Consider the following 25608-nt stretch of genomic DNA (forward strand, 5'->3'; position numbering starts at 1 on the left):
CTCGGTTATATATACGGCCCATCCTCCTATAAGTTTCAATTATCGAAAACTTTTTCAAAAAAACCGGCAGCCGAATATTTCATCATTCATTCACATTTAAAGTAAATTCTTTTAAAGTCCGCAAATAAAATTTGTATGGTTTTTTGTCGAAATTTGCTATGATAGGAATACTGAAATTGATTCCGGAAACGGATGGAGGCTTGACATGTTTAGTCCACGTAAAACCGATCCATTTTTCTCAGCATTGCTCACGATTGCAGAACATGTGAAAGAAGCGATGCACTATGCCAATGACTTTAAAGTGACATCAGTCGCTGACTTGAAAGAAGTAAGTGTTCAATTGAAGAAGTACGAGACCGAGGGTGATGATCTGATCCATGATTTGATCTCGAAATTGAATACATCTTTCATGACACCGATTGAACGGGAAGATATATTGCAGCTGGCTATCAAAATGGATGATATCCTTGATGGCATCGAGCATTTTGTAGCGAATTTGGAAATGTTCTCCCTTACAGAAATTGATGAATATATTCAAAAATTCATGGAGAACATCGTTAAAAGTTCAGACGAAATTGTGAAGGCCATGGAATTGCTAGCGCGCAAGAAACTTGTCGCGATGCGAGATCATGCTGTACAGATTAAAGAATATGAACGGATTTGCGACGAAGTGCTGCGCACCTCGATCAAACAGCTTTTCCTTCGGGAGAAAGATCCGATCCGCATCATCCAGTTCAAGGACATGTACGAGCTGTTGGAAGATATTGCTGACCACTGCCAAGACGTAGCGAACACAATCGAAACGATCATCATGCGTAATGCGTAAGGGGTAAGCAGATGGATACATTTGTAATACTCACCGTTCTCATTGTAATTTTTGCTTTGGCATTTGATTTTATCAATGGATTCCACGACACCGCGAATGCCATTGCTACTTCTGTATCAACTCGGGCTCTGAAACCGCGCACGGCCATTTATATGGCCGCTATCATGAATTTTATAGGCGCTTTGACTTTTACCGGTGTTGCTAAAACCATTTCGAAGGATATCGTAGACCCATTTGTGCTGGAAAACGGTTCTCTCGTCATTTTAGCTGCCCTCATTTCAGCGATTATCTGGAATTTGGTCACTTGGTATTTTGGAATTCCTTCAAGTTCGTCCCATGCATTGATCGGTTCCATTGCAGGGGCCGCCATCTCTGCTGCTGGTTTTGCCGTCTTGAACTATAGCGGCTTCATAAAAATCTTGGAAGCGCTGATCATTTCGCCATTTATTGCGATAGCGGTCGGTTTTCTCGTGATGTCGATCTTCAAAGTCGTCTTAAAGAACCGCAATTTGTTTAAGGAAAATAAACGAATCCGTTACTTGCAAATTGGAACAGCGGCCTTACAATCATTCACTCACGGGACAAATGATGCCCAGAAAGCAATGGGGATCATTACCATGGCGTTGATTGCAGCCAATATGCAAACCGGCGACGATATCCAATTATGGGTTCGAATTGCCGCTGCAACAGCAATGGGACTCGGAACATCTATTGGCGGCTATAAAATTATAAAAACAGTCGGCGGCAAAATCATGAAGATCCGTCCGGTGAACGGCGCTGCAGCCGATCTCAGTTCGGCGGCGATCATTTTCGGCGCCACGCTGATCCATTTGCCGGTCAGTACGACGCATGTCATCTCTTCTGCCATTATGGGCGTTGGCTCTGCACAACGTGTCAAGGGTGTTAAATGGGGAGTGGCCAAAAAGATCGTCATCACATGGGTAATTACCATGCCGATTTCTGCTACGATTGCCGCAATTCTTTATCAATTGCTAAACTTATTTTCTAAATAAATTCTTTTCACTTGCATTGTCAAAATAGCTCTGTTATGATAAAGGAGAATTATTTTTGTTCGGCGTGACGGTTTGACCGCTTCAAGACTTGAGCAAGGATAGTAACACAATGTGTGCATAGCACACGAGGAGGAAACAAACATGGAACAAGGTAAAGTAAAATGGTTTAACGCAGAAAAAGGTTATGGCTTCATCGAACGTGAAGATGGCGACGATGTATTCGTACACTTCTCCGCTATCCAAGGCGACGGCTTCAAAACTCTTGAAGAAGGCCAAGACGTTAGTTTCGAAATCGAACAAGGTCAACGTGGACTTCAAGCTACAAACGTTACAAAAAACTAATTTGACTTTCCAAAACCACTCTCTTCGGAGAGTGGTTTTTTTATTTCAAAAGAGACATTGGTGGCAGAATCCGGTAAGATAGGAACATCAACTATACATACAAAGGAGGACGGTAGTATGCGGCTGCTTTCCCGTTTAGTTACCTCCGCACATAAGTACATCGTGGCGCTTTGGATTCTTTTCGTCATCATCATGGCAATTTTCGCCATCCGGCTCCCCGGCTTACTTGCTGGTGATGGATTCCGGATGGACGCGGAACATGAGCAAGTGATGAAAATGGCTTCCGAAACATTCGAATTACCCGCCGAAACGATGTTTGTCGTATTCGATCACGTGCCGGACGATGCAATCGAATCGACTTTGTCCCGAATCAATAAATTGAATGTCGTTTCGGAAATAGATTCGCCACTAGATCATGAAAAGCAATATTCCAAGGAAGTATCCTATGCACTGCTTCATTTCAACGAACCTGAAAAGGACCGGGCGGACGTCGTTACGTTGATCCGGGAGGCGATTGGGGATAAAAAAGGCGTCACTTTAACTGGTCAATCTGCCATTACAAAAGACATCAATACAGCCAGCCAGCGAGATCTGATGAAAGCGGAGGCGATTGGCCTACCGATCGCAATTATCGTGCTGTTATTCGCTTTCGGTTCTGTCGCTGCCTCGCTTGTACCGCTATTTGTCGGCATTGCGACGGTCGTTTCAGCATTCGGTGTTCTGTCGCTACTCGGCGGTCAGATGGACTTATCCATTTTCGTCTTAAATATTGTTCCCATGCTAGGACTTGCGCTAAGCATCGATTTCTCCCTTCTTTTCATCAGCCGGTACCGGGAGGAGCGAAAAAAGAGTGAAATCATGGAAGCTGTGGCAACAACCATCCGCACTGCCGGACGCTCTGTCATCTTTTCGGCATTTTGCGTTTTCATCGGGCTAGGTGCATTGTTGCTCATTCGAGTTGAAATCTTCCAGAACATCGCGCTCGGCGGAATGATTATCGTCGGCATGGCTGTTCTCAGCTCGATCACGTTACTGCCCTCGATCCTCATCCTGCTTGGTGATCGGATTAATAAAGGGCAGATACTGAAAGTGAAAGAGAACGGGGCAAATCGTTGGCGGCAATTTGCCAAAGGGGTAATCAAGCGTCCGATCCTCATTACGATTATTGCGCTTGTGTTGCTCGGCACAGCCCTAATTCCGGCGAAGAATATGGAATTAACGATTCCGCAGATTGATTCTCTGCCAACCTCCTATGATACGAGATCTTCCTATGAACTGATGGATGAGACGTTCGGTTTAGGTGATCAATCTTCTGTTTATGTCATAGCGGAACGGAAAAACGGTTGGTCGGATATGAACGGACTTGAGTCGATGAAACAGTTGCAAGATGAATTAACGTCCGACCCTTTGGTTGATTCGGCAACGACGATCTATTCAGCGAGCGGCATTGCTTCACCTGCCGAATGGGAGCAGGCACTCCAAGTTCCTGAAATGAAAGCGCAGCTTGCCCCATTGCTTGACTCGTTTGTCCAAGGAAAGCAATTACTCATCCCAGTCACCTTGAGCGCTGGCGGTACTTCGGATGAGGCACAAGATTGGGTTCGGGATTGGTCGACTCGCAAAACTGAATGGAATTTGCTAATCGGTGGTCAACCGAAGTTCAATCAGGAAATCTTTGATGAGATCTTCGATAATCTTTTATCCGTCCTATTGCTGATCGTCATTTCTACCATGATTATCTTAATGATCGCGTTCCGCTCGATTTTAATACCGATCAAAGCTATTCTTATGAATATTATCGGCTTGTCCGCGACTTTCGGAATTTTGGTTTACATTTTCCAATACGGCCACTTTGGGTTACATCCCGGCACGATTGCCTTGATTATCCCGGTTATCATCTTCAGCCTTGTCTTCGGCTTAAGCATGGACTATGAAGTGTTCCTCATTTCACGGATGCAGGAAGAGTACGCCAATACATTGGACAATGATCACTCCACCGTAGAAGGGCTTGCGGCCACGAGCAAAATTATTACGTCCGCTGCCCTGATCATGATTGTCCTGACCGGCGCATTCGCTTTTACAGATGTCATGCCCGTCAAACAGATTGGCGTCGGCATTGCGATCGCCGTTGCCATCGATGCGACCATTATCCGCCTGTTGCTCGTTCCAAGTCTGATGAAACTGTTCGGCAAATGGAACTGGTGGCTGCCATTCCGAAAAGGTCCATACAAAGCCGGCAATTGGCATTGATTGATTCCATCTGCACGTACTGCGTGCAGATGGTTTTTTATTGAAAGCAAAAAGAAACACACCCGGATTTCCATCCAAGTGTGCGTTCCTCTCAATATATCCCGTTCTCCGTTATCATATGCAACTCAGAGTCGATTGGCTCCCATGCATTCTCATCTTTCTTGAACTGGGCCATCATAGCGAAATAGATAACAGCTACAACGATGATAACAAAAAGAATCAACCCGATAACGAGCGTCTTGCCTTTCATTTTCTATCTCCCCCGCTGCGTTTGAATCTCTCTTCTTTTAAGTAATCGACCGCTTCTCCGTAATCCCCGAAGCTTTCTTCCAAGTTATAGCCATGGTAGATATTGAAAAAGCCTTCCTCCTCGAGCAACGTCAGCTTCTGGCCTTGGTCATTCACCCAAGCTTCCTCGATCGATTCCTCTTCGTCCCATTGCTCTTCTGTCGATAAACCACGTATTGCATCTTCAATTGTCCGGCGCAATTCTTCTTCCGACGCCTCGCGGATATTGACGAGCCCCCGGTCATCCGGTGTGTAGCCCGAAATCCCCTCGACATACACATAGCCATTCCCGTTCGGATGCAAATGCTGCACGACAATTGTTTTCTCATACAAGCTGTCTTCATAATGATAATTCAGGCGTTTTAAGGAAACCTCTTTCCGCGTCAATTCAGGAAAGGATTCAATGATTTTTTGCTTCTGTTCAAATGTCAACATTGTTTTGCCACTCTTTCTATCCTCAGGTTGTGTTTCAGTATACCATTATTCCTCTTTTACTGTTAAGCCCAGCATGCGTGCAAACCCCATTGCCTGCTCTCGGGATACAATGCATCCCCCTACTTTGGTCAGCGTCACTTCAATCCGGTCATAGCTGCTTGTCGATAGATCGACTCCATCCAAATCGGTTTCCGCCAAATTGATGTTATCGATTTGGCATTTATCAAAACGAAAGCCTGTCCCAACGCTCTCATAAAGATCTGCATCGGGCAGATGACATTCCACGAAATCTACTTCCTTCAGCTCGGCAAAGCTGAAATTGACATACCGCCCATCGCAAGACTGGAATAATGTATGAGACAACTTTGAATTCGCAAAGTTCGCTCCAGTCAGCTTGGAGCCTTTTATTTCGCAGCGATGGAACACAGCATGCTCCAATTGGACGTTAGAGAAATCACATGTTTCAAAAATGACATCGACAAACTCCACATCGTGGAAAGTCGCATTGGCAAAGGATACATCCTTTAAGAGACAGCCGTCAAAAACAATGCGCGCTTCTTCCCCACCCAGTATTCCATCAACAATCCGGACGTTTTCAATAAAACCATCCCGGCGCCAGCAATCCTCCGCACGAATTTCCTCTAATTCAGAAGACACTTTCGGCTTCTGCCTTTTTGTTTTTCCGCCTGCCATCTCCTGTCACCTCGTTTTCCATTCGATAAAAATCACTAATAAGATGACGACCGCAAACGCCAGCATATAAAACCAACTCGGTATGGAACTCAACCCACTAAACATGACAACGCCTCCCCCACATTTCCGGGTCCTTCATTATTCTTTAAGTATACAAGGTTTCTGCGCTTTCACAAACGGAAATCAAATCTAAAGAGCTCTTGCTGTATTCCAGCTCGAAAAAACGGATACAATAAATAGGAAGGAGGCGATCTCTAGTGAAGCGGCTGTTACTCTTCATTATATTCATAGTTGCCTTGTACTTGGCGAAGCCATTATGGGAAGAGCCGGTGTCCAAGCATATCGACCTTTCATTTTTACAACCTGTCGATGAGAGGGTCGAGACATTTTTCAATAACGAAAGCGTGTCCTCCACCATAGATACAATCCGGGATAAATGGGATCATTTCCTCTACTTCATCTCTGCCAAAACAGCGGATTGGGATGCGGTTGTACCAAAAGAAGTGCCCAAACCCGCTTTGGAAAAACCCGTACTTTCACCGATTTCCATTCACAATATTGAAATCGGATCGTCCGAGGAAGACGTGAAGAGGGAGCTCGGCGAACCAAAGAGCCATTCGAGAAACGAATACGGCACCGATTGGCTTACCTACCATGAAGACTATCAAAACTTTGTTATGATCGCGTTTGGGAAAAATAAAAAAGTCGCGGCCATTTACACAAACGACGATCTTGTCTCGTCTACAAACGGCATTGCCTACGGCACCCCGAAAGCCGAGGTACGCAAAGCGCTCGGCGAACCGGTGACGGAAATTCGCAAAGGCTTAAACATTTACGTACTGCAAGAGGATGAAGGCATGGATGTTTTCAAGCAGGGAGATATCTACACATATGTCTTCTACGATCTCCATCAAGGCACAACCGTCACGGCGGTGCAGCTGGTTACAACGGAATTGGAGCGGAAGAAGCCCGATTTGTACGCTATGGCGGATCCGGCTCTACGGCTCGGTTTTGAACAACAACTGTACGATTTGACGAATGCAGCCCGAGTCCGTCACGGGCGGTCCATCCTTTCATGGGATGAGCGTGTTTCCGAAACAGCAAGGAATCACAGTTTAGATATGGCCGACAATGACTATTTCAGCCATGACAATTTACAAGGCAAATCACCATTCGACCGGATGAAGGACGATCACATCCAATTCATCAGAGCCGGAGAAAATTTGGCATACGGTCAATCGAGCAGTATTTTTGCCCACGAAGGCTTGATGAATTCCAAGGGGCATCGTGACAATATATTAATAAAAGACTATAGCCACCTTGGCATCGGCGTTGCTTTTAATGAAAACTCACAGCCATATTATACAGAAAACTTCATTTTAAAATAAAATTTTCAGGAATTCCCTATCTCACGGTTAGTCGACTTCTTTCAGGGGAACATAAGAAGATACGATACGAGGAGGGATTCAATGAAAGCGGTCACGTTTCAAGGAGTAAAGGACATTCAGGTCAAGAAAGTTGAGGCGCCGAAGATTGAGAACCCCGATGATATTATTGTGCGCATCACTTCGACCGCCATATGTGGTTCCGACTTGCATATTTATGCCGGAGCTTTGCCTGCACATAAGGATTACGTTATCGGCCATGAGCCCATGGGAATTGTGGAAGAAGTCGGCCCCGGCGTGACAAAGGTGAAAAAGGGTGATCGTGTTGTGATCCCTTTTAATATTTCCTGCGGTGAATGTTTTTATTGCCAGCATGAAATGGAAAGCCAATGTGACAACTCCAATCCGAACCCACATATGGACACTGGCGGTTATTTCGGATTTACCGAACGGTATGGCAACTACCCTGGAGGGCAAGCAGAATACTTACGCGTTCCATACGGCAATGCCACACCTTTTGTCATCCCGGAATCTTGTGAACTGCCAGATGAAGCACTTTTGTTCATGTCCGACGTCTTGCCTACCGCTTATTGGAGTGTAGAACATGCCGGTGTTTCTCCTGGGGATACGGTTGCCGTCCTAGGATGCGGTCCAGTCGGTCTTATGGCGCAAAAGTTCGCTTGGATGAAAGGGGCAAAACGCGTTATCGCAATCGATCATGTTCCTTACCGGTTGAACCATGCTGTGAAAATGAACAACGTGGAAGCTTTCAATTTCGAGGACTATGACAATATGGGAGCGCATATTAAAGAATTGACGAAAGGCGGCGTCGATATCGTCATCGACTGTGTCGGTATGGATGGAAAGAAGAATATGCTGGAGAAGATTGGCCAGAAGATGAAAGTTCAAGGCGGGACATTAAGCGCATTGGAAATCGGCCATCAAGCTGTCCGGAAATTCGGGACCATCCAATTGACCGGCGTCTATGGCATGTTCTATAACATGTTCCCGCTAGGTAATCTATTTGAACGAAACATTACGCTGAAAATGGGACAAGCCCCGGTCATCCATTACATGCCTATGCTGTTCGAGAAAATCAAAAATGGCGAGTTTAATCCGACGGAAATCATTACGCACGTCGTACCGCTGGAAGAAGCATCTGCCGCTTATCATCATTTCTTCGAACATGAAGATGATTGCATTAAAGTTATTTTGAAACCATAGAAAAACGGAAAACCGGTAGCAGGCCATTAGCGCTTGCTACCGGTTTTTGTCACTTCTTATTAATTTCCGCACATGCAATCCGTGCGCCCGAATTGCCTGCCGGATCGGTCTTATAATCATCTTGCCCTTCATGGATGACGAGGGCACTGCCATCTTTGTCGAGCAGTGACATTTCAGCTCCTGGCTTCAATGTGAGGTCCGCCGTCGTCACTTGCGCCTCCACTTTCCCGTCTTCTCCCACTTCAACATTCGGCAAATCGCCTAAATGGAAGCCTTTCGGGTTGTCGAAACCATGCTCTTTTTTCGTCGGATTGAAATGACCTCCCGCTGATTCGAATGTTGGAGGTGTGCAAACGCCCGTCTCATGGATGTGGACTCCATGCAGCCCTGGCGGCAATCCTTCAGCTGTAATGCTGATGGTGACGCCTTTCTCATCCTCACTCATTGTCACCTTCCCGATTTCCGTTCCATCCTTATTGATCAGTGGTGAAACAATCGCTTCCATCTTCTCCGCGCTTACCGGAAGCTTCGTATCCTTCTTTGAACAGCCTGCAATAAATAACATAGCTGCGAGCAAAAGCAATGGCCAGGTTTTCATTGTCTTCATTTCAACTACCTCCTAGTTGTCTTGTCCTGCCAAGACTTGCCCGATTTCTTAAAGTTTATGAGTGGTAAATAAAACCACAAAAAAAACGCCACCCTTCCGATTGGAAGAGCGACGATACCGTATTATGCCAGTACTAATTTTTCAAGTTCCAGAGGAGGAATATATGTACCTTCTTGATAAACCCGCATATTGCCGCCGGAAATTTCATCGATAAGCATGATGTTCCCTTGTGCATCTCGGCCAAATTCCAGTTTGATGTCATATAAGTCGAGCCCTTTGCCAGCGAGGATATCTTTCACTTCAGTCGCTATTTGTTTCGTCAATGGCTCCAAAATGTCATATTCCTCATTCGTCAAAATGCCGAGCTGGGCGAGCGCATCCTTGGTGATCGGAGGATCGTTGCGATCGTCATCTTTGATCGTCACTTCAACAAATGCATCTAGCGGCTGCCCTTCTTCACAATAGGCGCCGTACCTTCTCAAGAAGCTGCCGACTGCCCGAAAACGGCAAATGACTTCCAACCCTTTTCCGAACACAGTTGCCGGCTTCACTGTCATGTGAACTTCATCGATATCCGCATCAACATAATGGGTCGGTATCCCTTTCTCCGCCAATTTCTCAAAGAAAAACTTTGTCATGCGAAGACCGGATTGTCCTGCCCCTTCAATCGTCAATCCTACCGTGTTGGCGCCAGGGTCAAACACCCCATCCTCACCGGTCACGTCGTCTTTGAACTTCAATAGTACATTGCCGTCTTCCAACTGATACACATCTTTCGTCTTGCCTTGATATACAAGATTCATGCCCACGTTTCCTTTCTATTTCGAAAATGCAGTGCCACTCTTAGTATAATGCACTTTATTGCTGATAAAAAGGGAAACTTGCCATCTAGCAAGCACTCCCCCTCCTGCTTATCAAATCCCCTGCTAATAACCGAAGTATCCGAATGTTTCACTTGTCTTCATTCCCCCCAAAGGTGTATAATAACTCGATTACTTTAATCAACTCGGTGAGTTGAAAGAATTTTAAGCTCATATCGAAAGAGAGTGGTAACGATGGGCCGTAAATGGAATAATATTAAAGAGAAAAAAGCGTCCAAAGATGCAAATACAAGCCGTATTTACGCTAAGTTCGGACGTGAACTTTATGTAGCAGCAAAACAAGGCGAACCGGATCCGGAATTGAACCAAGTGCTCAAAATGGTCGTGGAACGCGCGAAAACATATAATGTCCCTAGAGCGATCATCGACCGTGCCATTGAGAAGGCGAAAGGCGGAGCGGAAGAGAACTATGATGAGCTTCGATACGAGGGCTTCGGGCCAAACGGCTCCATGGTAATCGTTGATGCGTTGACCAACAACGTTAACCGGACAGCTTCTGAAGTGCGTGCAGCCTTTGGGAAAAATGGCGGCAACATGGGCGTCAGCGGATCCGTTGCCTACATGTTCGATGCAACTGCGGTATTCGCCCTGGAAGGAAAAACAGCCGATGACGTTCTGGAGCTTCTAATGGAAGCGGACGTTGAAGTCCGTGACATTATGGAAGAAGAAGAGACGGTCATCGTCTATGCAGAGCCAGATCAATTCCATGCAGTGCAAGAAGCATTCAAGAATGCCGGCATTACAGAATTCTCTGTCGCTGAACTAACAATGCTCGCGCAAAACGACGTCACGTTAGATCCGGATGCACAAGCACAATTTGAGAAAATGATAGATGCCCTGGAAGACTTGGAAGACGTTCAGCAAGTCTATCATAACGTCGACTTAGGTGAATAAAACAAAAGTAAAACCGCCCTTCTTTTGAAAGGCGGTTTTTTCTCACTTCATTTCCATTACAGCAAAGTAATTCTCTTCTTCATCCGCAAAGTTGAATGTCCTGCCCGATGGCATCTCCATTATTTCTCCAACTGTCACTTGGTGTTCCAACAGCTGGCTGCGAAGCTGTTCAAAGCGGTCTGAATAGAATAAGAGGGAAGGCGTGCCTAGATGCAAGCCCGGCGACATGCGGGCAACGGCTTCCTTGTCGTGAAGAACCAGGCTCGTTTCGGAATCTTGCGCGGGAGCGATCTCAATCCATCTCATCGGTCCGGCCGTCTCATCAGCCAGTACATGAAACCCGACTTTTTCTGTCCAAAACTGCATTGCCTTCTCTTGATCATTCACGTACAACATGACTTGTCCTAGCTTGCGTATCATTCTTTTCCCCTCCAAGCAGTTTGTTTCCTGCATAAATTCGTCAGAGAAAAGAGAATACCCTTTTTTTGTACCTATCCTTTATTGAAATAGCTTCGGAATATCATTAATTAACGTATAAATCCCCATGTAGCCCATCGAAACGACGACAATCAACCCAAAAATAGTCATCCAAAGAGGATGCTTATAGTCACCGACAATTTTAACGCGATACGCTGCCACAAGCATAACGCCAAGTGCCAGAGGTAAAATAAGACCATTCAACGAGCCCACGAGAATCAATATCTTCACTGGTCTTCCGATGATAATAAAGACAAGCGTCGAGATAGCGATGAACGCCATAATGATCCACTTATAATGCTTCTCCAGCTTCGGATGGAATGTCCGGATGAACGACACGGATGTATACGCACAGCCGACAACGGACGTAATGGCAGCCGACCACATGACGACGCCGAAAATTTTATAACCGACATTGCCTGCCGCCAATTGGAATACGGATGCTGGCGGATTGGCCGGATCGAGCGCAAGCCCTTTACTGACAACACCTAATGTCGCAAGAAAGAGCAGAATGCGCATGAGCGATGCAATGAGAATCGCAAAAATTGAGCTTCTCGTCACTTCCGGCAGCGCTTCTTTTCCTTTAACGCCGGCGTCGATTAAACGATGCCCACCTGCAAATGTGATATAGCCGCCTACTGTTCCACCTACAAGCGTCACAATAGCAATCAAACTGATTTCAGTCGGTACAAACGTCCTTGTGACCGCTTCACCGACCGGCGGAACCGCATTGAACATGACAAAGAGTGTCAAACCGATCATGACAAACCCTAATATTTGCACGAAGCGGTCCATAATCTTCCCCGCTTCCCGGACGATGAAAATGCCGATGGCCAATAGTCCGCTTAGCAGGCCTCCAACTTCCGGTGACATTCCGAATAACACATTTGTGCCGAGCCCTGCGCCACCAATGTTACCGATGTTGAATGCAAGCCCCCCAGCCACGACCAGCGCTGCGAGCAGAAACCCAAGCCCCGGAAATACATCATTTGCAATATCTTGCGCCCGCTTCTCTGATACAGCGATAATCCGCCATATATTCATTTGGGCACCGATATCAATGATAATTGAAATTAAGATAACAAAACCGAAACTCGCGAGAAGCGTCTCTGTAAAATACGTAGTTTGTGTTAAAAAACCCGGACCGATCGCAGACGTCGCCATTAAGAAAGCTGCACCGAGTAAAACCCCTTTGTTTTGGTTCTTCATTATCGCTTTAGCGTTCACATGCCCCACCCCATTTTTCATTATAAGAAACTGCTGATTTTGTTTATTTCGATACCTTCTTCACGTAATGCACCCGGTATTTGCCGCGCGAACTCAAGCGCTGTTTTCCCGTCCCCATGGATGCAGATCGTATCGGCTTTAATGGCCACTTCTGTTCCGTCAGTCGCCTGCACTTTACCTTCCTTCACCATCTTGACGATCTGCTGGATGGCAATTGCATGGTCGGTAATGAGTGCATTTGATTCCCGCCGAGACGTCAGCGATCCGTCCGCTTGGTAAGTCCGGTCGGAAAACACTTCATTGGCGGTTTTCAAGCCGATTCGTTCCCCCGCCAAAACGAGTTCACTGCCCGCAAGCCCGAAGAGAATCAATTCCGGATCCACCTTATATACTGCTCGCGCGATTGCATCGGATAGTGCTTCATCCTTTGCCGCCATGTTATAAAGCGCCCCGTGCGGCTTCACATGCTGCAACCGACCGCCTTCCGCCCGGACAAAGCCGTAGAGTGCCCCAATCTGATAAACAACGAGATCGTATGCCTCATCCGGTGTGATCGCCATTTCCCGTCGGCCGAACCCTGTCAAATCCGGCAAGCCCGGATGGACGCCGATTCCAACATTCTTCTGCAGCGCCATCTGCACGGTCTTCCGCATCGTCGCCGGATCGCCCGCATGAAACCCGCAGGCAATGTTGGCGGAAGAAATTGTCTCCAAAATGTCTGCATCATTTCCCATCTGATAGGCGCCAAAGCTTTCCCCCATATCACAATTCAAATCTACTTTGTATTCCACGGTTCAACCTCCTATCGAAATTTCAATGCAATTCCTGTTTTCAGATCCTGAATGTTCTTTTCTCTGCGAAGATATAATTCCTGCGCCTTCTCGAGTGAAATTTCCCGGAAGGTCAAGTAATTCCCAGGTCTCGCTTGTGCGACCAGAGTCAAATCTATGGAAGCCACTTGTCCAATTTTCGGATATCCTCCGGTCGTCTGCCGATCCGCCATCAAAATGATCGGATTCCCATCTGCCGGCACTTGAATCGAGCCAAAGGATACAGCTTCAGAAATCAATTCCTGCTCCTCCTCCAAACGCAGTGAAGGCCCAGCCAACCGATATCCCATTCGATCGGATTGTGAACTGACGGCAAATAGCCCCGTCTCAAAGAGCCTCCTGCTTTCTTCAGAAAACAAACTGTATTGGCGACCTTTGATCGCCCTGATTTCATATTGATCTGCAAGGGCGGGAAGCACATTGTTCGCAATCGTCCAGTCGGTCGACTGTATACATTGTTCATCACAAACCAATCGAGAAAAGATTTGTTCTGCCTGTCCCTTCCTCGCCTTGAAACGGAGCCTGTCACCTTTCTTCAGAACGCGCCCCTCACAGCCGCCGATTCCAGCTTTTAAATAAGTGGCATGGCTGCCCATTACAATGGGCACTTCAAAGCCACCCGCCACCGCCAGGTACATCCGACAACCGGCTACAGCCGGACCCATTTTCAGTTCTGTCCCTTTTTGAATGAACACCGGCTTCCACATCGGGATTGGTTTGCCTTCTATGGAAGCAGACATATCCCCTCCGCAAAGCGCAATCACCGCATGTTCTTCAAAATATAAACACGGACCAACTAGCGTCATTTCAAGCGTACCTTCCGTTTCTTCATTTCCAACAAGCAAGTTGGCAACCCGATGAGCGAATGCATCCATTGCACCGCTCGTCACCACTCCATATTTCTGATAGCCGAACCGCCCGAGGTCTTGGATCGTGTCACTTAATCCAGCCTTTCTCACAGTAATCATGGTCGCCCACCCCGCAATTCTTCGTATTCCTTTTGCGAAATCGGGTAAAATTCGATTCGGTCCCCTGCCGCTAATAAGCTGGGAGGATCCTGTTCCGGCAGAAATAGTTCAAGCGGCGTCCGGCCAATTAACTGCCAGCCACCCGGCGTCTCGATCGGATACACGCCTGTCTGCTTCCCCGCAATGCCGACGGTGCGTGCAGGAATCCGCAAGCGCGGCGTCTTTCTTCGAGGTGCCGCAATCTTCTCAGACATTCCGCCAACGAAAGGAAAACCTGGAGCAAATCCGATCATATGTACAAGATATTCTCCGGAGGAATGTATAGAGATAACTTCCTCGGGTGTACATCCATTGTGCTGTGCAACAAATTCCAAGTCCGGCCCCCACTCTCCGCCATAGAGTACCGGTATCCGAACCGTTTTTGGACTCCCTGCGCGACTGGCCTCAACACCGGCCAAAATCTCATGAATCCGCTTACAAACCTCTGCATATGGATTTCCCTCTACGAAAACGCCAAGCCGGTAAAATACAGTCACTGACGTATAGGCAGGAACCACTTCTACCATCCACTCGGGCGCCTCTTCCTCCAAACGTGCCGACACAGCTAGCACTTTATCCTGTGCTTCTATGCTAATATCACAGTCCACCTCAATGACAACCGCCTGATCACCTAATGGAGATAGCGTATATTCCATCACCGCTCACTCCCTTCGACAGATTTCGACTACCTAATCTATTTCATTCTACCGGATAATTAACAGATATCAATAGTTGTTTGAAAATACTATCTTTTATCACGGGTATATAATGAGTTCCGGCATTTCTAATAGATGTTGAGTTTATTTCCATAGAAAAACTGCCTCAACTAAGTTGAGACAGCTATATTCAGAACGCGCCAGATCCTCCGCCGCTTCCGCTGCTGGAAGATGTCGAGGATGACGAGGAACTACTTAAATGGGCAGTAGCCGTTTCGTTGGCCTGGGAAAATGATGTCGCCATGAACATTGGATTATAGAGAACTGCCGAATCCGTACGTCGCTGATAAGCTGACTCGTCTGCATGTTCAAAGGGATTGGCTTTCGCAGTCAAAGTCGCATCTCCTATCCCCACGCCATATAAGTAGGAACGAATTTTGTCATCCTGCGGGAAACGCTGCCATTTCGAAAAGTCAAAATTAGCAAGGAACCGTTCCCACTGGATCGCCACTTCATGCCCTTCCACGCTCCGGGGCTTGTAGAATGCAGCAAGCAATGCAGAGGCGAATGTAAGAATTATCGTTCCGATCAATAATGGAAAGATGTCATACACAATGGCTAGGACTGTCAAAGCTACATACCCTAATGCGAGCAGCCATAAGCTGGACCGGTAGGCACGCCGATTGGCATAAAGCCCAGCTTGATCCACCTCATTTTTGATTTCTTGCACCCATACCGTTTTTTCTGCACTGTAAGCTTCTATATTCTTGGCCTGTTCCATATACTTCTTTAGCATATCTGCTGTAAACATGTTGCCGTCCCCGATTTGGTGGAACAACAGCTTGATAAGCCGCTGTTCATGCGGCAGCTCTGCATCAGGACGAATCAATTCAAATTGGTCCTCAGCTGCTTGCCGGACATTTCCTTTCCTGACGAGGTCGAGCAAAGCCGCTGACATGGCCTCTGGCTTCATGTTTCCATCCTGAGTGAAGAAGATAGCTGCCGGAATGCTGAGCTGGTCGTCCGGTATGCCAAAGCCTCTTCCCGCCAGCTGTTCCACGGCGTATCGATACTGGGCGCGTCTCTTCAGGTACGCCGAAAAGACGAGTAAGACCAACAGGCCTGTCATGGCAATCAATGCAGCTAGCAATATCGTTTTCATCTGCTCGCGCCGTTCTGCCTTCAAAATGAATTGTTGCCGATCCTCTTCGAGCTCACGGAGACCTGAGCCGGGCACTTCCTTTGCCTGCGGGAATAAAGAAGCCGGATAGATGGCCCGCACATCCGCCGATGTTTCAGATGGAACTTCCCCTAAGCTGAATAGGATACTTCCATCTTGTTGAACTGTACCAGTTTGGTATGCTATGTCGTAACCCAAATAATCAATCGGCTTCTCCATACTTGGCGGATGAACTCGAATGATCATCTCATCATATGAGGATTCATTATTTTTATCGAAAAATGCCCAGAAGAACTGTGCGCCGTCTTCATATTTCTCTACGCCATTGACGATTGTGTATTGCAACTCGACTAAGATATTTTCATCCTTGCCCTTCCGATAAATCTTATAGAGCTGGTTCTCCTTCTCAACCTTCAGCGCTTTTCCATTCTCGAATGCGCTGAATGAATTGATGGACGTTCCAGGTTTCGTGACGATTCCTCGCGTTACGCCATTAAATTTACCATCAAAGTCATACTCATACCGTTCGACAATTTCCACGTCGCCGGTTTCTTTTAAATAGGCATCAATGGTCGCGCCTTTTATTGAAAAATCGACCGCTTGGGCTTGTATAGGCAGCAACAGCAAGAAACATGCTACAAAAGGAATCCATTTCATCCACTTCATTGAAATCACCTCTTTCTACTTTACGGAATAGTCCTGGAGAAGTTTCAATTTACGAACAAAAGGACTAGCTGCCAGTGGTTCTTATTTATCAATTATTAATTTTCTGTAAGTAATCAACCTACCGCTTGATCGTCTGTAGTAAAATATATGAAAAATGAAAGGACGTGCAAAATGTGACAAAACAGAAACAATGGGGGAAACGAACTTTTCTCACCGCAGCGATGGCAGCCGTTCTCCTCTCGCCAGTCGCCTATGAAACCCAACAGACAGCAGTGGCATCCTCAACTTTGACATCCAGCTCAACTATAGAATCCACCTCCTTAGAAAAGAAACTTGATACCATCCTGCAAGATTCAAAACTGTCCGGCGGAATTACAGGCGTCACCGTCCGCAATCGCTCAACTGGCGACATCGTCTATTCCCAATTCGGGGACATCCGGCTTCGTCCCGCGTCCAATATGAAACTGTTGACCGGAGCCGCAGCGCTTGACGTTCTTGGCCCTGACTATCAGTTCTCGACAGAAGTGCTGACGGACGGCGAAGTAAAAGGCGGCCAGTTAAAAGGTACGCTTTACTTGAAAGGCAAAGGCGACCCAACATTATTGAAGGAAGATCTTGATGAATTCGCAAAGCAATTAAAAGCACAAGGCATAACGAAAATAAACGGCGATCTTGTCGCTGATGATAGCTGGTACGACAACGTCCGCTATTCCCAGGATTTGAACTGGTCTGACGAGCATAACTACGTCGGTGCACAAGTTTCGGCTTTGACCCTTTCTCCAAATGACGATTATGATGCGGGAACAGTTATCGTCGAAGTAAACGCGGCTGCAAAGGCGGGTGATCCATCTGTAGTAACAGTCACGCCTGCCACTGATTCTGTAGAAATCGTCAACAATGCCAAGACAGTTGGGAAAGATGAAAAGAAAACCATCTCCATCGAGCGGGAACACGGTACAAACCGAATTTTCATCGAAGGCAATATCCCTGTGGACGGAACGAGATCGCGTTCCTGGACGGCTGTTTGGGAACCGACCGAACTGACATTGGATGTGTTCCATAAATCATTGAAGGATCAAGGCATTCAATTAATTGGCAATGGGAAAGTAAAAACAGGTGTAGCCCCAGCCAACGCTACCGTTCTTGCGACAAAGAAGTCCATGCCACTGAAAGATCTATACATCCCTTTCATGAAGCTGAGCAATAACGGGCACGCTGAGACGCTCGTGAAAGAAATGGGAAGAGTGAAAGCAGGCGACGGAAGCTGGGATGCTGGATTAGGTGTGATGAAGAATACGCTGAAAGGTTTCGGCCTAAACACAGACTCCATCGTATTGCGGGACGGCTCCGGCATGTCGCATAAAAATCTCGTCTCCGCCGACGACTTATCGACATTGCTCTATCGCATTCAAGATAAAAGCTGGTTCCCAGCATTTGAAGCTGCCTTGCCTGTTGCCGGAAATGAAGACCGCATGATTGGCGGCACACTTCGCAACCGGATGGGTGGAAGTGCAGCAGCGGGTAATGTGAAAGCGAAAACCGGCTCCATCACAGGCGTCTCCACTTTGACTGGCTACGTGACAGCGAAAGACGGCACAGAATTAATTTTCTCTGTCATGATTAATAACTACGTCAACGGCCCAGTCACGCCGATCGAGGATTCCATTGCCAAAACTTTGGCTGAGCATGACTTTTAAGTAACACTGCGGGCATTCCATCCAACCGATGGAATGCTTTTTTCATGCCAGCAGGATATTTCATACATGAAGGAGAAGTAGTACAGCATCATGGGAATGGGGAAGTGGGAAGCATGGAAAATCAGCTGGCAATTGAAATAAAGACACGGGCAACTGCCTTTTTGAAAGAACAGGCAAGACCGTTGGAACGCGCATTGTATGAATATGAGTTTGAAAACGGCTCCGCGGAAAAGGTAATGGAAGAACTGAAGAAATATCAAAATAAGGATGGCGGGTTTGGCAATGGCTTGGAACCCGATTTCAGATGCTCGGCTTCCTCTGCACTAGCGACAACCATCGGGCTGCGGCATCTGGTTTCGATTGGAGCCGATGCGTCTAATGAGATGGTTCAACGTGCAGTTCGCTATGTACTCGAGACATTTGACGAAGAACGCATGGGCTGGGAAATCGTCCCGAAAGAAGTCGAAACAGCGCCTCGCGCGATTTGGTGGAATTACGGCGGCGACTGGCCTTGGGGCAATCCAAGCGCTGAAATGATTGGCCTGCTCCACCATTATAAAACACTAGTACCCGAGGAATTACTCGGCAAACTGACAGACTTCGCCGTGGAATACGTATGCCAATTAACAGCAAGCGACCATCATGAAATCCAATGCATCGTGAGACTGATGGATGCACTGCCGGAATCTGAAGCAAACAGGATCGCAGGCAAAGTAAATGAACTTCTTGTTGCCAACGTCACGACAAATCCGGACAAATGGAGCGGCTATTGCCTGCTTCCTTTGCAGATTGTAACATCACCGGACTCCCCTTTTGCCGACTTGTTCAAAGACAGTATCCCGGCAAACATCGAGCACCTCCTCTCCACGCAAGACGGGGACGGCAGCTGGAAACCGGCATGGGCGTGGGGACAGTTCGAGGAAGAGTTCCAACGAGCAAAAATGGAATGGAGCGGCGTCTTGACCCTTGATCATGTAAGAGTCTTGCACGCATTCGGCATCCTCGGTTCGTGACGACATGGCATACCTGCTTATCCTATTGTCTTTTATCGCACTCGCATTCGGCCTCTTAACACCTGTTAACTTACTCACATCCGGCATCCTATTCCTCGTGTTATTTAGCATAGGAACCGCGTTATTGGTGAGGAAAATGAGGAGATAAAAAAGAAGGCATCCCAGTTCGACGGGGTGCCTTTTCGTTTTAGCGTTGAAGTCTGTTTCTACAGGTTCGTTCTATAATAGGATGGCAGCTGATTTTTCCTATCGCCATGTGATTTGGCGCATCGTATAGGCATTTGGCGATAAACTCTACTATTTGGCGCACTGTAGATCAATTTTGGCGCGTCTTTTGTTTATTTGGCGCGCCAGCCAGCTTATTTGGCGCGTGCAGCTCACTATTTGGCGCTCAACCTCATTATTTGGCGGAGTGCTCGAGGTTTTGGCGGGTAACCAAGATTTTTGGCGGGCACCCGTGGGTTCTGGCGTTCGCTCCAGTTTTCTGGCGTTCAACCACGGATTCTGGCGTTCGTTCCCGTTTTCTGGCGTTCAGACGCGGATTCTGGCGTTCGCTCCGGTTTTCTGGCGTTCAGACGCGGGTTCTGGCGTTCGCTCCAGTTTTCTGGCGTTCAACCACGGATTCTGGCGTTCGCTCCGGTTTTCTGGCGTTCAGCCACGGATTCTGGCGTTCGTTCCCGTTTTCTGGCGTTCAACCACGGATTCTGGCGTTCGCTCTGATTTTCTAACGTCCAGCCTAGCTTATCCCCGTTCAAACTCGAATTTTAACAATCAAACCTCTCCGACATTACCCAATGCTATCTGCATTACTCACAAATCCACGTCGTCACTCATTTCAAACACATCAAATACATTTTTCTGTATGATGAGAGAAATGATTTTGCCCTCTTTTTCATAGTAATGGGTATTGCCGATCCGTTTGTCGGTCAGTTCCGTCCAACCCCATTTTTCGATTTCAGCCAAGTATTCGGCGGGCGGCGTTCCTTCGGCGTCACCGATATTTTTCAGTTTGTATTTGGCTGATTTCGCAATTTCCGTTGTGCAGTCTTCCGGTTTTACTTCATACGCATTTTTCGGGACCGGGAATCCTTCATTGATCACGGCCATCCGGTATCCGTCTTCATTTGCATACTCGTAGGAACATCCCGTCAATACGATCGCGGACAGAACGGCTGCTGCCAGTAGACGTTTCATGACGATCCACCTCTCACGCATTATGTTACTTTTAGCGTACGTGGTGATGCGGCTTTTGTCATCCGACATATTTGTGTCAGTTCCATCCGCTCGGCTTTTTCTCTTATGACAGTTCCATTCGCAGCCGGATCATATCCCGGCACACAATTCCGTTCTCTACAATCTCTTCCTTGTAATGAAACGTAAAAAAATCATGAATGATTTCGACGATCCGGAATCCACATTTTTGATACAGCGCCAGCTGGTTCACGCTTGAGTTACCGGTGCCGATTTCAACGTTACGATAGCCGATTTCATCAGCCAGCCGAATTGCTGCCTGCACCAGCTGTTTGCCAATCCCTTTCCCTTGCATAGCTTCACTAACAGCGACGTTTTTAATTTCAACAGTCTCGGGATTCAGCATGAGAAGGACGAAGACACCGATGATTTCCCCATCCATTTCATAGAGGAAGCACTCGCCTTCTTTCAAATATCTTTCGACGAGTACCAAAGAAGGGTCCGCAAGCAACAGCAAATCATAGGGTGGCGTCTCTGCGTTTCCCAGCCGTCTAATTTCCATATGTTTCGGTTGTACAGGTTCGATCTGCATGCCGTTTCGCCTCCTCCATAACTGCTTCATACACCTCATGCCAGTCTGTATAGTAGTCGGCTACTTCCTCAGGTCGGATCAGCAGCCGTTCGGTCGATTCATGTTCACCCGCAAAGGGGAGGAATTCTGTTATATTCATCCGGTACATTAACTGATAGCCTACCTTTGGATAGGGACTTGATTCATTCCACAATGGATTTGCATCATGATTCACTTCTATGGCGCCAAGGAGACGGGACGGTCCTCTCACATAAGCCTCCTCCAGCACTTCCCGTTCGAGGCATGCTTCGGCGGTTTCTCCCTTTTCTATGTGGCCGCCCGGAAAATCCCAACCCCGATCATTCAAATTCACCATTAGCAGCTGTTCCTCATGGAAGCAGAATGCGTGCACACTCGTAATCAATTCTCGTTCGGGCATCAGCTGCCGCATAAACGTCAGCTGGACGATATGCCCATACCAATCAACTGAAATCGAAGCCATCTCTGCACCTCCTATTTCTCGTTCCCTCTGACCGCTCCTTTACTTCCCTACTGAATACCCTTCAAATAACCGACCGCCAAAAGGTGTTAACACTTCCTCCACCAACTCGATGACTGCGTGCTTATTCCGCGTGCGATAAAATTCATCGAACACCGTTACAAACCTATCGGTAAATACCGGATCAAATTCACGCAACGCTCGAACGACCCACTTGGAGTCACCAATCCATCTTCCATTCGTGCGTAAGAAAAACTCATGCAAGCGATCAGCAAGTGTATTCGCGATGAAAATCGCTTCTGCTTCATCCGTCGAACCCTGAAAATCATCTAACGCATCTGTCAGCATATAACGCTTCGTTCTCAGCGTTTGTTCGGACCACGGTGCAGGACCTTTCTTTAGCAACTCATCGGCCTGCTGCTTGACGATTTGAACAATCTCCGCATCAATGAGTACAATGCCTTCAGAAATCATCCGCAGCAAGGATGGCCTCGCTCTCTCGATGTCGGATTCAAAAAACGATTGATAAGAGGTCTTATTATGGACAAACACTTCAACCGGCCAATCAAAAGCGATAACCGATTCCCGATACGGCCCCTTATCGTCATCGAACACGATGATGTCCAAATCGGATGTTTCTGTCGCTTCTCCCCGCACAACACTGCCTGCAAGCAGGGCGGCCGTGCAATCCGGATAGTATTTATGAATAAACATTTCAGCCGCTTTCAAAGCGTCTACTCGTTCCATGTCTTCCCCCTCTTCCCAGCTTGTATGGCCTTCACTATGCTATGCGGACGAATATCGAGAGAGTCCAGCCTTTCGATCGGCACCCACATCGGTTCATAGGTTCCCTGATTGCGTGCTGCTCCATATTCCTCGCCTGTGCCCGTTCCAAATGTTCCGGCTCGGATAGCTGCCCGGAAAAAGTGCTGTGTACCGTTGTATTCAATTAGGCCGAGGCGTTCTCCTATTTCCACTTCCACGCCCAGTTCCTCAAACGCTTCCCGCTTGGCCGCTTGTTCGGGGCTTTCTCCCGGCTCAATTCCCCCGCCAGGGAAGACGTAGTATTCCCGGCCACTTTTCTTCCTCCTGATGAGCGCCATCTGTCCCTCCAACTCCATGACGACAGCAGCCCGATCCCTAGACTTTGCCACATACTCAATTAGCCAGCAGTCGCGAAACTCGCCTTCATGCCACTCCCGCTTTGGCAGCAGTTTCACTTTCCGGAATCCGCATTTTTCATAACACCGCAGCGCACGTTCATTCCAAGTTTGCGGATCCATGACAACTCTGTTCACGTGTAGTTCATTGATCAGATAATCGACGACGGTTTGGACAAGCTGCGTACCGATACCACGATTCCAGAAATCAGGCTCGCCAATGAATTGGTCCATTCCGAAAATGACTTCATCCGCTTCATAGCCATATAGCTCTCTTTCTTCTTCCTCAATTGGGTAGAATTGAAGATACCCGATAGGCGCATGATCGTACATGATCAGGCATCTTGTTTCTTCATCGGGCTCGCCAAAGAAGTCCTCCTCCACCTGCTTCAAATCAGCAGGCCGGTCACGTCCTTCATAGAATTGCAGTACCGCCGGGTCCGATAGCCATTTGGTCATTATGTATTTGTCTTCTTCTATCAATTCCCGGATGGAAATCTTCTCTCTCTCGACGATCACCATATCAATTCCCCCTTTAGTCTATTTATTCCATAAAGCCTGATCGTTTCCCTGCCCTTTTCTGCAGTTCAATAAAAAAAGAGCAGCCTTTGAACTTTGGCTGCTCTACAAATTTATCGGCTTAGGGCAACAATCCGGTCGACAAACGATTTCTTTGCGTCCGAGTATTGCCTTTCATTATCCGGATATTTCCGGGCAAGCTCCCATTTCAACGTTTCGTACGCCTTAGCGACGTCCGGGTGATCATTTAAATAATCCCGGAAAGATGTATGGGCCTTCCACCACTCGCCTCCATATTCCACGACATGATAGACATGGGTTTTCGTCAGTTCATGAAGGTCCGAAAACTTTGCGAATACCACTTTCCCTTCCACTTCTGCCTTGAGTCGATAGATATCCGCATCTTTCAATGCGTGCAAGTCAAATCTGGCGACGTCGTCTAAACTTCGGACTCCAATGAGTACATCAAGCAGCGGTTTTGCCGCTATTCCCCGAATTGCCGTGCTTCCAATATGCTGAATATCAACAGCCAAATCACCGAGTAGTGTCTCCAGTAGCGCTTTTTCCTGAACAAATAGCGCTTGCCAGCCTTCCTCATGCTTCGTCAAGGCAACCACGTCTTTATTCAGTCCCAACATACATGCCGTCTCCTTTCGGAATGAACCCGATTTCTGCACAAATCAGATCCACAATCTGCTCGACATCTCGATGGTCCGTTTGAATAAATTGCTCAAAACACGAATCCTGATAGCCTTCCAGACATTTATCCGTCTGTGCAAAACACCAATTGCCCGGTTCTTCACCACGGGCCAGCAACCGATTAAAAATCGTCTGCTTCTCTGCCGTTAGACAGAAATGGAATGTTTCCTCATCCAGTTCAGAGAAGCCCTTATAAATCGTATTAAAATAATCTTTTTTATAAATTGTCATCGGCACGATCAAGTCCCGGCCATATGTCTGTTTCAACTGTTTGGCCACTTCAACGACGAGCGTTTTCCACATTAGGAAATCCTGAAAATCACCTGTCTGCTCAACAGGCAGCTTCACTTCATTCGGAATCATTTCCCGCAGCATGTAACCTACTATTTCAGGATCATAAAGCAACGCGTGATCCATCCGTTCCATCAGTTTTGTAGCCACCGTCGTCTTCCCCGCCCCAAATGCCCCATTAATCATCACTATCATGTTTCATTCCCCCTCATATGTCAAAAACGGTTCATACATTGTAATCGCATGATTCTCCGTGACGAATTCGTCTTCCAAGAGGTTCCCGTCCAGGTCGTACACATGCCGGAAAATGGTGTTATGCCGCACATAGCCGCCCCATGATTCAAAGGTGAATTGGTGATCCTTTTCGTACACTTTATATGTCCGTGTTGCAGGCGATGCGGCCCGCCACTCGCCAGTCAGATGCGTATCTGTCAAGTAGACGATCAGTTGGTATGGGGTTGTTGTTTCGTTTTTAATTTGCAAATCCAAATAATTAAAGGCGCATGTTGCTCCACTGCCGAACGGCTGGCTGCGGCTGGAATCCGGAAACACATCATAACTATGGCGATACCGTTCCGTTACGGTCAGTGGCGTATGCAGCGTAATCCAATAGATCAAATTGGACAGCTGGCAAAGCCCTCCGCCTACCCCGACGGTCACTTTGCCATAATGGAGAATCATCCCGTCCACATACCCTTTGCGCCTCGTCGTATTGCCGATCAGCCGCCAATAGGAGAACGTTTCTCCCGGTTGCAGGATGATGCCGTTCACTCGGCGCGCCGCTAATTTTAAATTTGTAATTTTATTATGTTGAAGCTGCATATCCACGTCTTTCAACTGGCGGAGCAACGGCGTACGATGCTTTTTAACCACATGTGGAAGCTTATCTTCAGCCTTCGTCATGGCATACTGCTTGCCGTCCCACCACCACTCGCCATATCGTTTCAAGCGAAATACTTTCTTTCCAAGATAAATACGCAGTTTACTTCTCTTTATTGGTTGTAATGAAACCACAAAGCCACCCCCCACCCCGTATCTATTCCTGACGGCACAAAAGAATTCCTGCTTCTATCAAAGAAAAAAAGAA

General features: G+C 47.2%; 29 protein-coding genes. 10 read left to right on the forward strand and 19 right to left on the reverse strand.

Annotation, left to right across the window (positions count from 1 at the left end; genetic code table 11):
- Nucleotides 1–205 precede the first annotated feature (205 nt).
- From L7D49_RS02825 to L7D49_RS02840, 4 genes are all read left to right on the forward strand, one after another.
- Nucleotides 206–826, forward strand: coding sequence for a DUF47 domain-containing protein (locus L7D49_RS02825; protein WP_238079297.1), 621 nt, complete (start codon nt 206–208; stop codon nt 824–826).
- 11 nt (nt 827–837) lie between these two features.
- Nucleotides 838–1839 (forward strand): inorganic phosphate transporter, encoded by a 1002-nt coding sequence (locus L7D49_RS02830; RefSeq protein WP_238079298.1) that lies wholly within the window; start codon nt 838–840, stop codon nt 1837–1839.
- Between the two features lie 141 nt (nt 1840–1980).
- Nucleotides 1981–2181 (forward strand): cold-shock protein, encoded by a 201-nt coding sequence (locus tag L7D49_RS02835; protein ID WP_009766462.1) that lies wholly within the window; start codon nt 1981–1983, stop codon nt 2179–2181.
- A 117-nt stretch (nt 2182–2298) separates the two neighbouring features.
- A complete protein-coding gene (locus L7D49_RS02840) occupies nt 2299–4431 on the forward strand; it encodes an MMPL family transporter (protein ID WP_238079299.1) in 2133 nt (710 codons plus the stop codon).
- 91 nt (nt 4432–4522) lie between these two features.
- Here the strand turns inward: L7D49_RS02840 and L7D49_RS02845 are convergent, their stop codons facing one another.
- Genes L7D49_RS02845 through L7D49_RS02855 form a run of 3 tightly spaced genes read right to left on the reverse strand, consistent with a single transcriptional unit; the run spans nt 4523 to nt 5847 of the window.
- Nucleotides 4523–4681, reverse strand: coding sequence for a hypothetical protein (locus L7D49_RS02845; protein ID WP_238079300.1), 159 nt, complete (start codon nt 4679–4681; stop codon nt 4523–4525).
- A complete protein-coding gene (locus tag L7D49_RS02850) occupies nt 4678–5154 on the reverse strand; it encodes a hypothetical protein (RefSeq protein ID WP_238079301.1) in 477 nt (158 codons plus the stop codon). The genes L7D49_RS02845 and L7D49_RS02850 overlap by 4 nt, the downstream gene beginning before the upstream one ends.
- Before the next feature lie 45 nt (nt 5155–5199).
- Nucleotides 5200–5847 carry a pentapeptide repeat-containing protein gene (locus tag L7D49_RS02855; protein ID WP_238079302.1) on the reverse strand — a complete coding sequence of 216 codons (648 nt, stop codon included), beginning with the start codon at nt 5845–5847 and terminating at the stop codon, nt 5200–5202.
- Between the two features lie 257 nt (nt 5848–6104).
- Between L7D49_RS02855 and L7D49_RS02860 the strand changes: the two genes are divergently transcribed.
- Entirely contained in the window at nt 6105–7235 is a 1131-nt protein-coding gene (locus L7D49_RS02860) for a CAP domain-containing protein (RefSeq protein ID WP_238079303.1), read from the forward strand.
- Nucleotides 7236–7316: 81 nt separating this feature from the next.
- Nucleotides 7317–8456 (forward strand): zinc-dependent alcohol dehydrogenase, encoded by a 1140-nt coding sequence (locus L7D49_RS02865; protein WP_238079304.1) that lies wholly within the window; start codon nt 7317–7319, stop codon nt 8454–8456.
- 49 nt (nt 8457–8505) lie between these two features.
- Here L7D49_RS02865 and L7D49_RS02870 read toward each other — a convergent pair whose 3' ends face one another.
- Together L7D49_RS02870 and L7D49_RS02875 are read right to left on the reverse strand one after the other, a co-directional pair.
- Nucleotides 8506–9063 (reverse strand): superoxide dismutase family protein, encoded by a 558-nt coding sequence (locus L7D49_RS02870; protein ID WP_336246363.1) that lies wholly within the window; start codon nt 9061–9063, stop codon nt 8506–8508.
- A gap of 122 nt (nt 9064–9185) precedes the next feature.
- On the reverse strand, nt 9186–9866 hold the full coding sequence (locus L7D49_RS02875) for a phosphoribosylaminoimidazolesuccinocarboxamide synthase (protein WP_238079305.1): 681 nt from the start codon (nt 9864–9866) through the stop codon (nt 9186–9188).
- A gap of 252 nt (nt 9867–10118) precedes the next feature.
- Between L7D49_RS02875 and L7D49_RS02880 the strand changes: the two genes are divergently transcribed.
- Entirely contained in the window at nt 10119–10838 is a 720-nt protein-coding gene (locus tag L7D49_RS02880) for a YebC/PmpR family DNA-binding transcriptional regulator (protein WP_238079306.1), read from the forward strand.
- A gap of 42 nt (nt 10839–10880) precedes the next feature.
- Here the strand turns inward: L7D49_RS02880 and L7D49_RS02885 are convergent, their stop codons facing one another.
- The 6 genes from L7D49_RS02885 to L7D49_RS02910 form a co-directional block, all read right to left on the reverse strand.
- Nucleotides 10881–11258 (reverse strand): VOC family protein, encoded by a 378-nt coding sequence (locus L7D49_RS02885; RefSeq protein ID WP_238079307.1) that lies wholly within the window; start codon nt 11256–11258, stop codon nt 10881–10883.
- Nucleotides 11259–11336: 78 nt separating this feature from the next.
- Nucleotides 11337–12524, reverse strand: coding sequence for an NRAMP family divalent metal transporter (locus tag L7D49_RS02890; protein WP_238079371.1), 1188 nt, complete (start codon nt 12522–12524; stop codon nt 11337–11339).
- Between the two features lie 38 nt (nt 12525–12562).
- Nucleotides 12563–13333: a LamB/YcsF family protein gene (locus L7D49_RS02895; RefSeq protein WP_336246364.1), complete on the reverse strand. Its 771-nt coding sequence runs from the start codon at nt 13331–13333 to the stop codon at nt 12563–12565.
- An 11-nt stretch (nt 13334–13344) separates the two neighbouring features.
- Nucleotides 13345–14340, reverse strand: coding sequence for a 5-oxoprolinase subunit C family protein (locus L7D49_RS02900; protein WP_238079308.1), 996 nt, complete (start codon nt 14338–14340; stop codon nt 13345–13347).
- Nucleotides 14337–15035 carry a 5-oxoprolinase subunit PxpB gene (pxpB, locus tag L7D49_RS02905; protein WP_238079309.1) on the reverse strand — a complete coding sequence of 233 codons (699 nt, stop codon included), beginning with the start codon at nt 15033–15035 and terminating at the stop codon, nt 14337–14339. Before pxpB ends, L7D49_RS02900 begins: the two co-directional genes overlap by 4 nt.
- Nucleotides 15036–15225: 190 nt before the next feature.
- Nucleotides 15226–16881, reverse strand: coding sequence for a DUF2207 domain-containing protein (locus L7D49_RS02910; protein WP_238079310.1), 1656 nt, complete (start codon nt 16879–16881; stop codon nt 15226–15228).
- A 221-nt stretch (nt 16882–17102) separates the two neighbouring features.
- Here L7D49_RS02910 and dacB point away from each other — a divergent pair, with 221 nt between their 5' ends.
- From dacB to L7D49_RS02925, 3 genes are all read left to right on the forward strand, one after another.
- Nucleotides 17103–18578, forward strand: coding sequence for a D-alanyl-D-alanine carboxypeptidase/D-alanyl-D-alanine endopeptidase (gene dacB, locus L7D49_RS02915; protein WP_269135839.1), 1476 nt, complete (start codon nt 17103–17105; stop codon nt 18576–18578).
- A 113-nt stretch (nt 18579–18691) separates the two neighbouring features.
- Nucleotides 18692–19591, forward strand: a complete 900-nt coding sequence (locus tag L7D49_RS02920) for a hypothetical protein (RefSeq protein WP_238079312.1) — start codon at nt 18692–18694, stop codon at nt 19589–19591.
- A 444-nt stretch (nt 19592–20035) separates the two neighbouring features.
- Complete coding sequence (locus L7D49_RS02925) at nt 20036–20311, forward strand: hypothetical protein (protein ID WP_238079313.1); 276 nt, start codon at nt 20036–20038, stop codon at nt 20309–20311.
- A gap of 90 nt (nt 20312–20401) precedes the next feature.
- Here L7D49_RS02925 and L7D49_RS02930 read toward each other — a convergent pair whose 3' ends face one another.
- The 8 genes from L7D49_RS02930 to L7D49_RS02970 form a co-directional block, all read right to left on the reverse strand.
- Entirely contained in the window at nt 20402–20785 is a 384-nt protein-coding gene (locus tag L7D49_RS02930) for a hypothetical protein (protein ID WP_238079314.1), read from the reverse strand.
- 103 nt (nt 20786–20888) lie between these two features.
- Nucleotides 20889–21344: a GNAT family N-acetyltransferase gene (locus L7D49_RS02935; RefSeq protein ID WP_238079373.1), complete on the reverse strand. Its 456-nt coding sequence runs from the start codon at nt 21342–21344 to the stop codon at nt 20889–20891.
- Nucleotides 21334–21855, reverse strand: coding sequence for an NUDIX hydrolase (locus L7D49_RS02940; RefSeq protein WP_238079315.1), 522 nt, complete (start codon nt 21853–21855; stop codon nt 21334–21336). The genes L7D49_RS02935 and L7D49_RS02940 overlap by 11 nt, the downstream gene beginning before the upstream one ends.
- Nucleotides 21856–21894: 39 nt before the next feature.
- The gene (locus L7D49_RS02945) at nt 21895–22599 is read right to left on the reverse strand and encodes a nucleotidyltransferase domain-containing protein (protein ID WP_238079316.1); all 705 of its coding nucleotides are present in this window, start codon (nt 22597–22599) and stop codon (nt 21895–21897) included.
- A complete protein-coding gene (locus L7D49_RS20300) occupies nt 22587–23534 on the reverse strand; it encodes a GNAT family N-acetyltransferase (protein WP_336246365.1) in 948 nt (315 codons plus the stop codon). The genes L7D49_RS02945 and L7D49_RS20300 overlap by 13 nt, the downstream gene beginning before the upstream one ends.
- A gap of 110 nt (nt 23535–23644) precedes the next feature.
- The gene (locus L7D49_RS02960) at nt 23645–24169 is read right to left on the reverse strand and encodes a GrpB family protein (RefSeq protein ID WP_238079317.1); all 525 of its coding nucleotides are present in this window, start codon (nt 24167–24169) and stop codon (nt 23645–23647) included.
- Complete coding sequence (locus L7D49_RS02965) at nt 24153–24716, reverse strand: AAA family ATPase (protein ID WP_238079318.1); 564 nt, start codon at nt 24714–24716, stop codon at nt 24153–24155. Before L7D49_RS02965 ends, L7D49_RS02960 begins: the two co-directional genes overlap by 17 nt.
- Before the next feature lie 3 nt (nt 24717–24719).
- Complete coding sequence (locus tag L7D49_RS02970) at nt 24720–25535, reverse strand: VanW family protein (protein ID WP_238079319.1); 816 nt, start codon at nt 25533–25535, stop codon at nt 24720–24722.
- Nucleotides 25536–25608 lie beyond the last annotated feature (73 nt).

The organism is Sporosarcina cyprini, from assembly GCF_022048975.1.
Classification (GTDB): Bacteria; Bacillota; Bacilli; order Bacillales_A; family Planococcaceae; genus Sporosarcina; species Sporosarcina cyprini.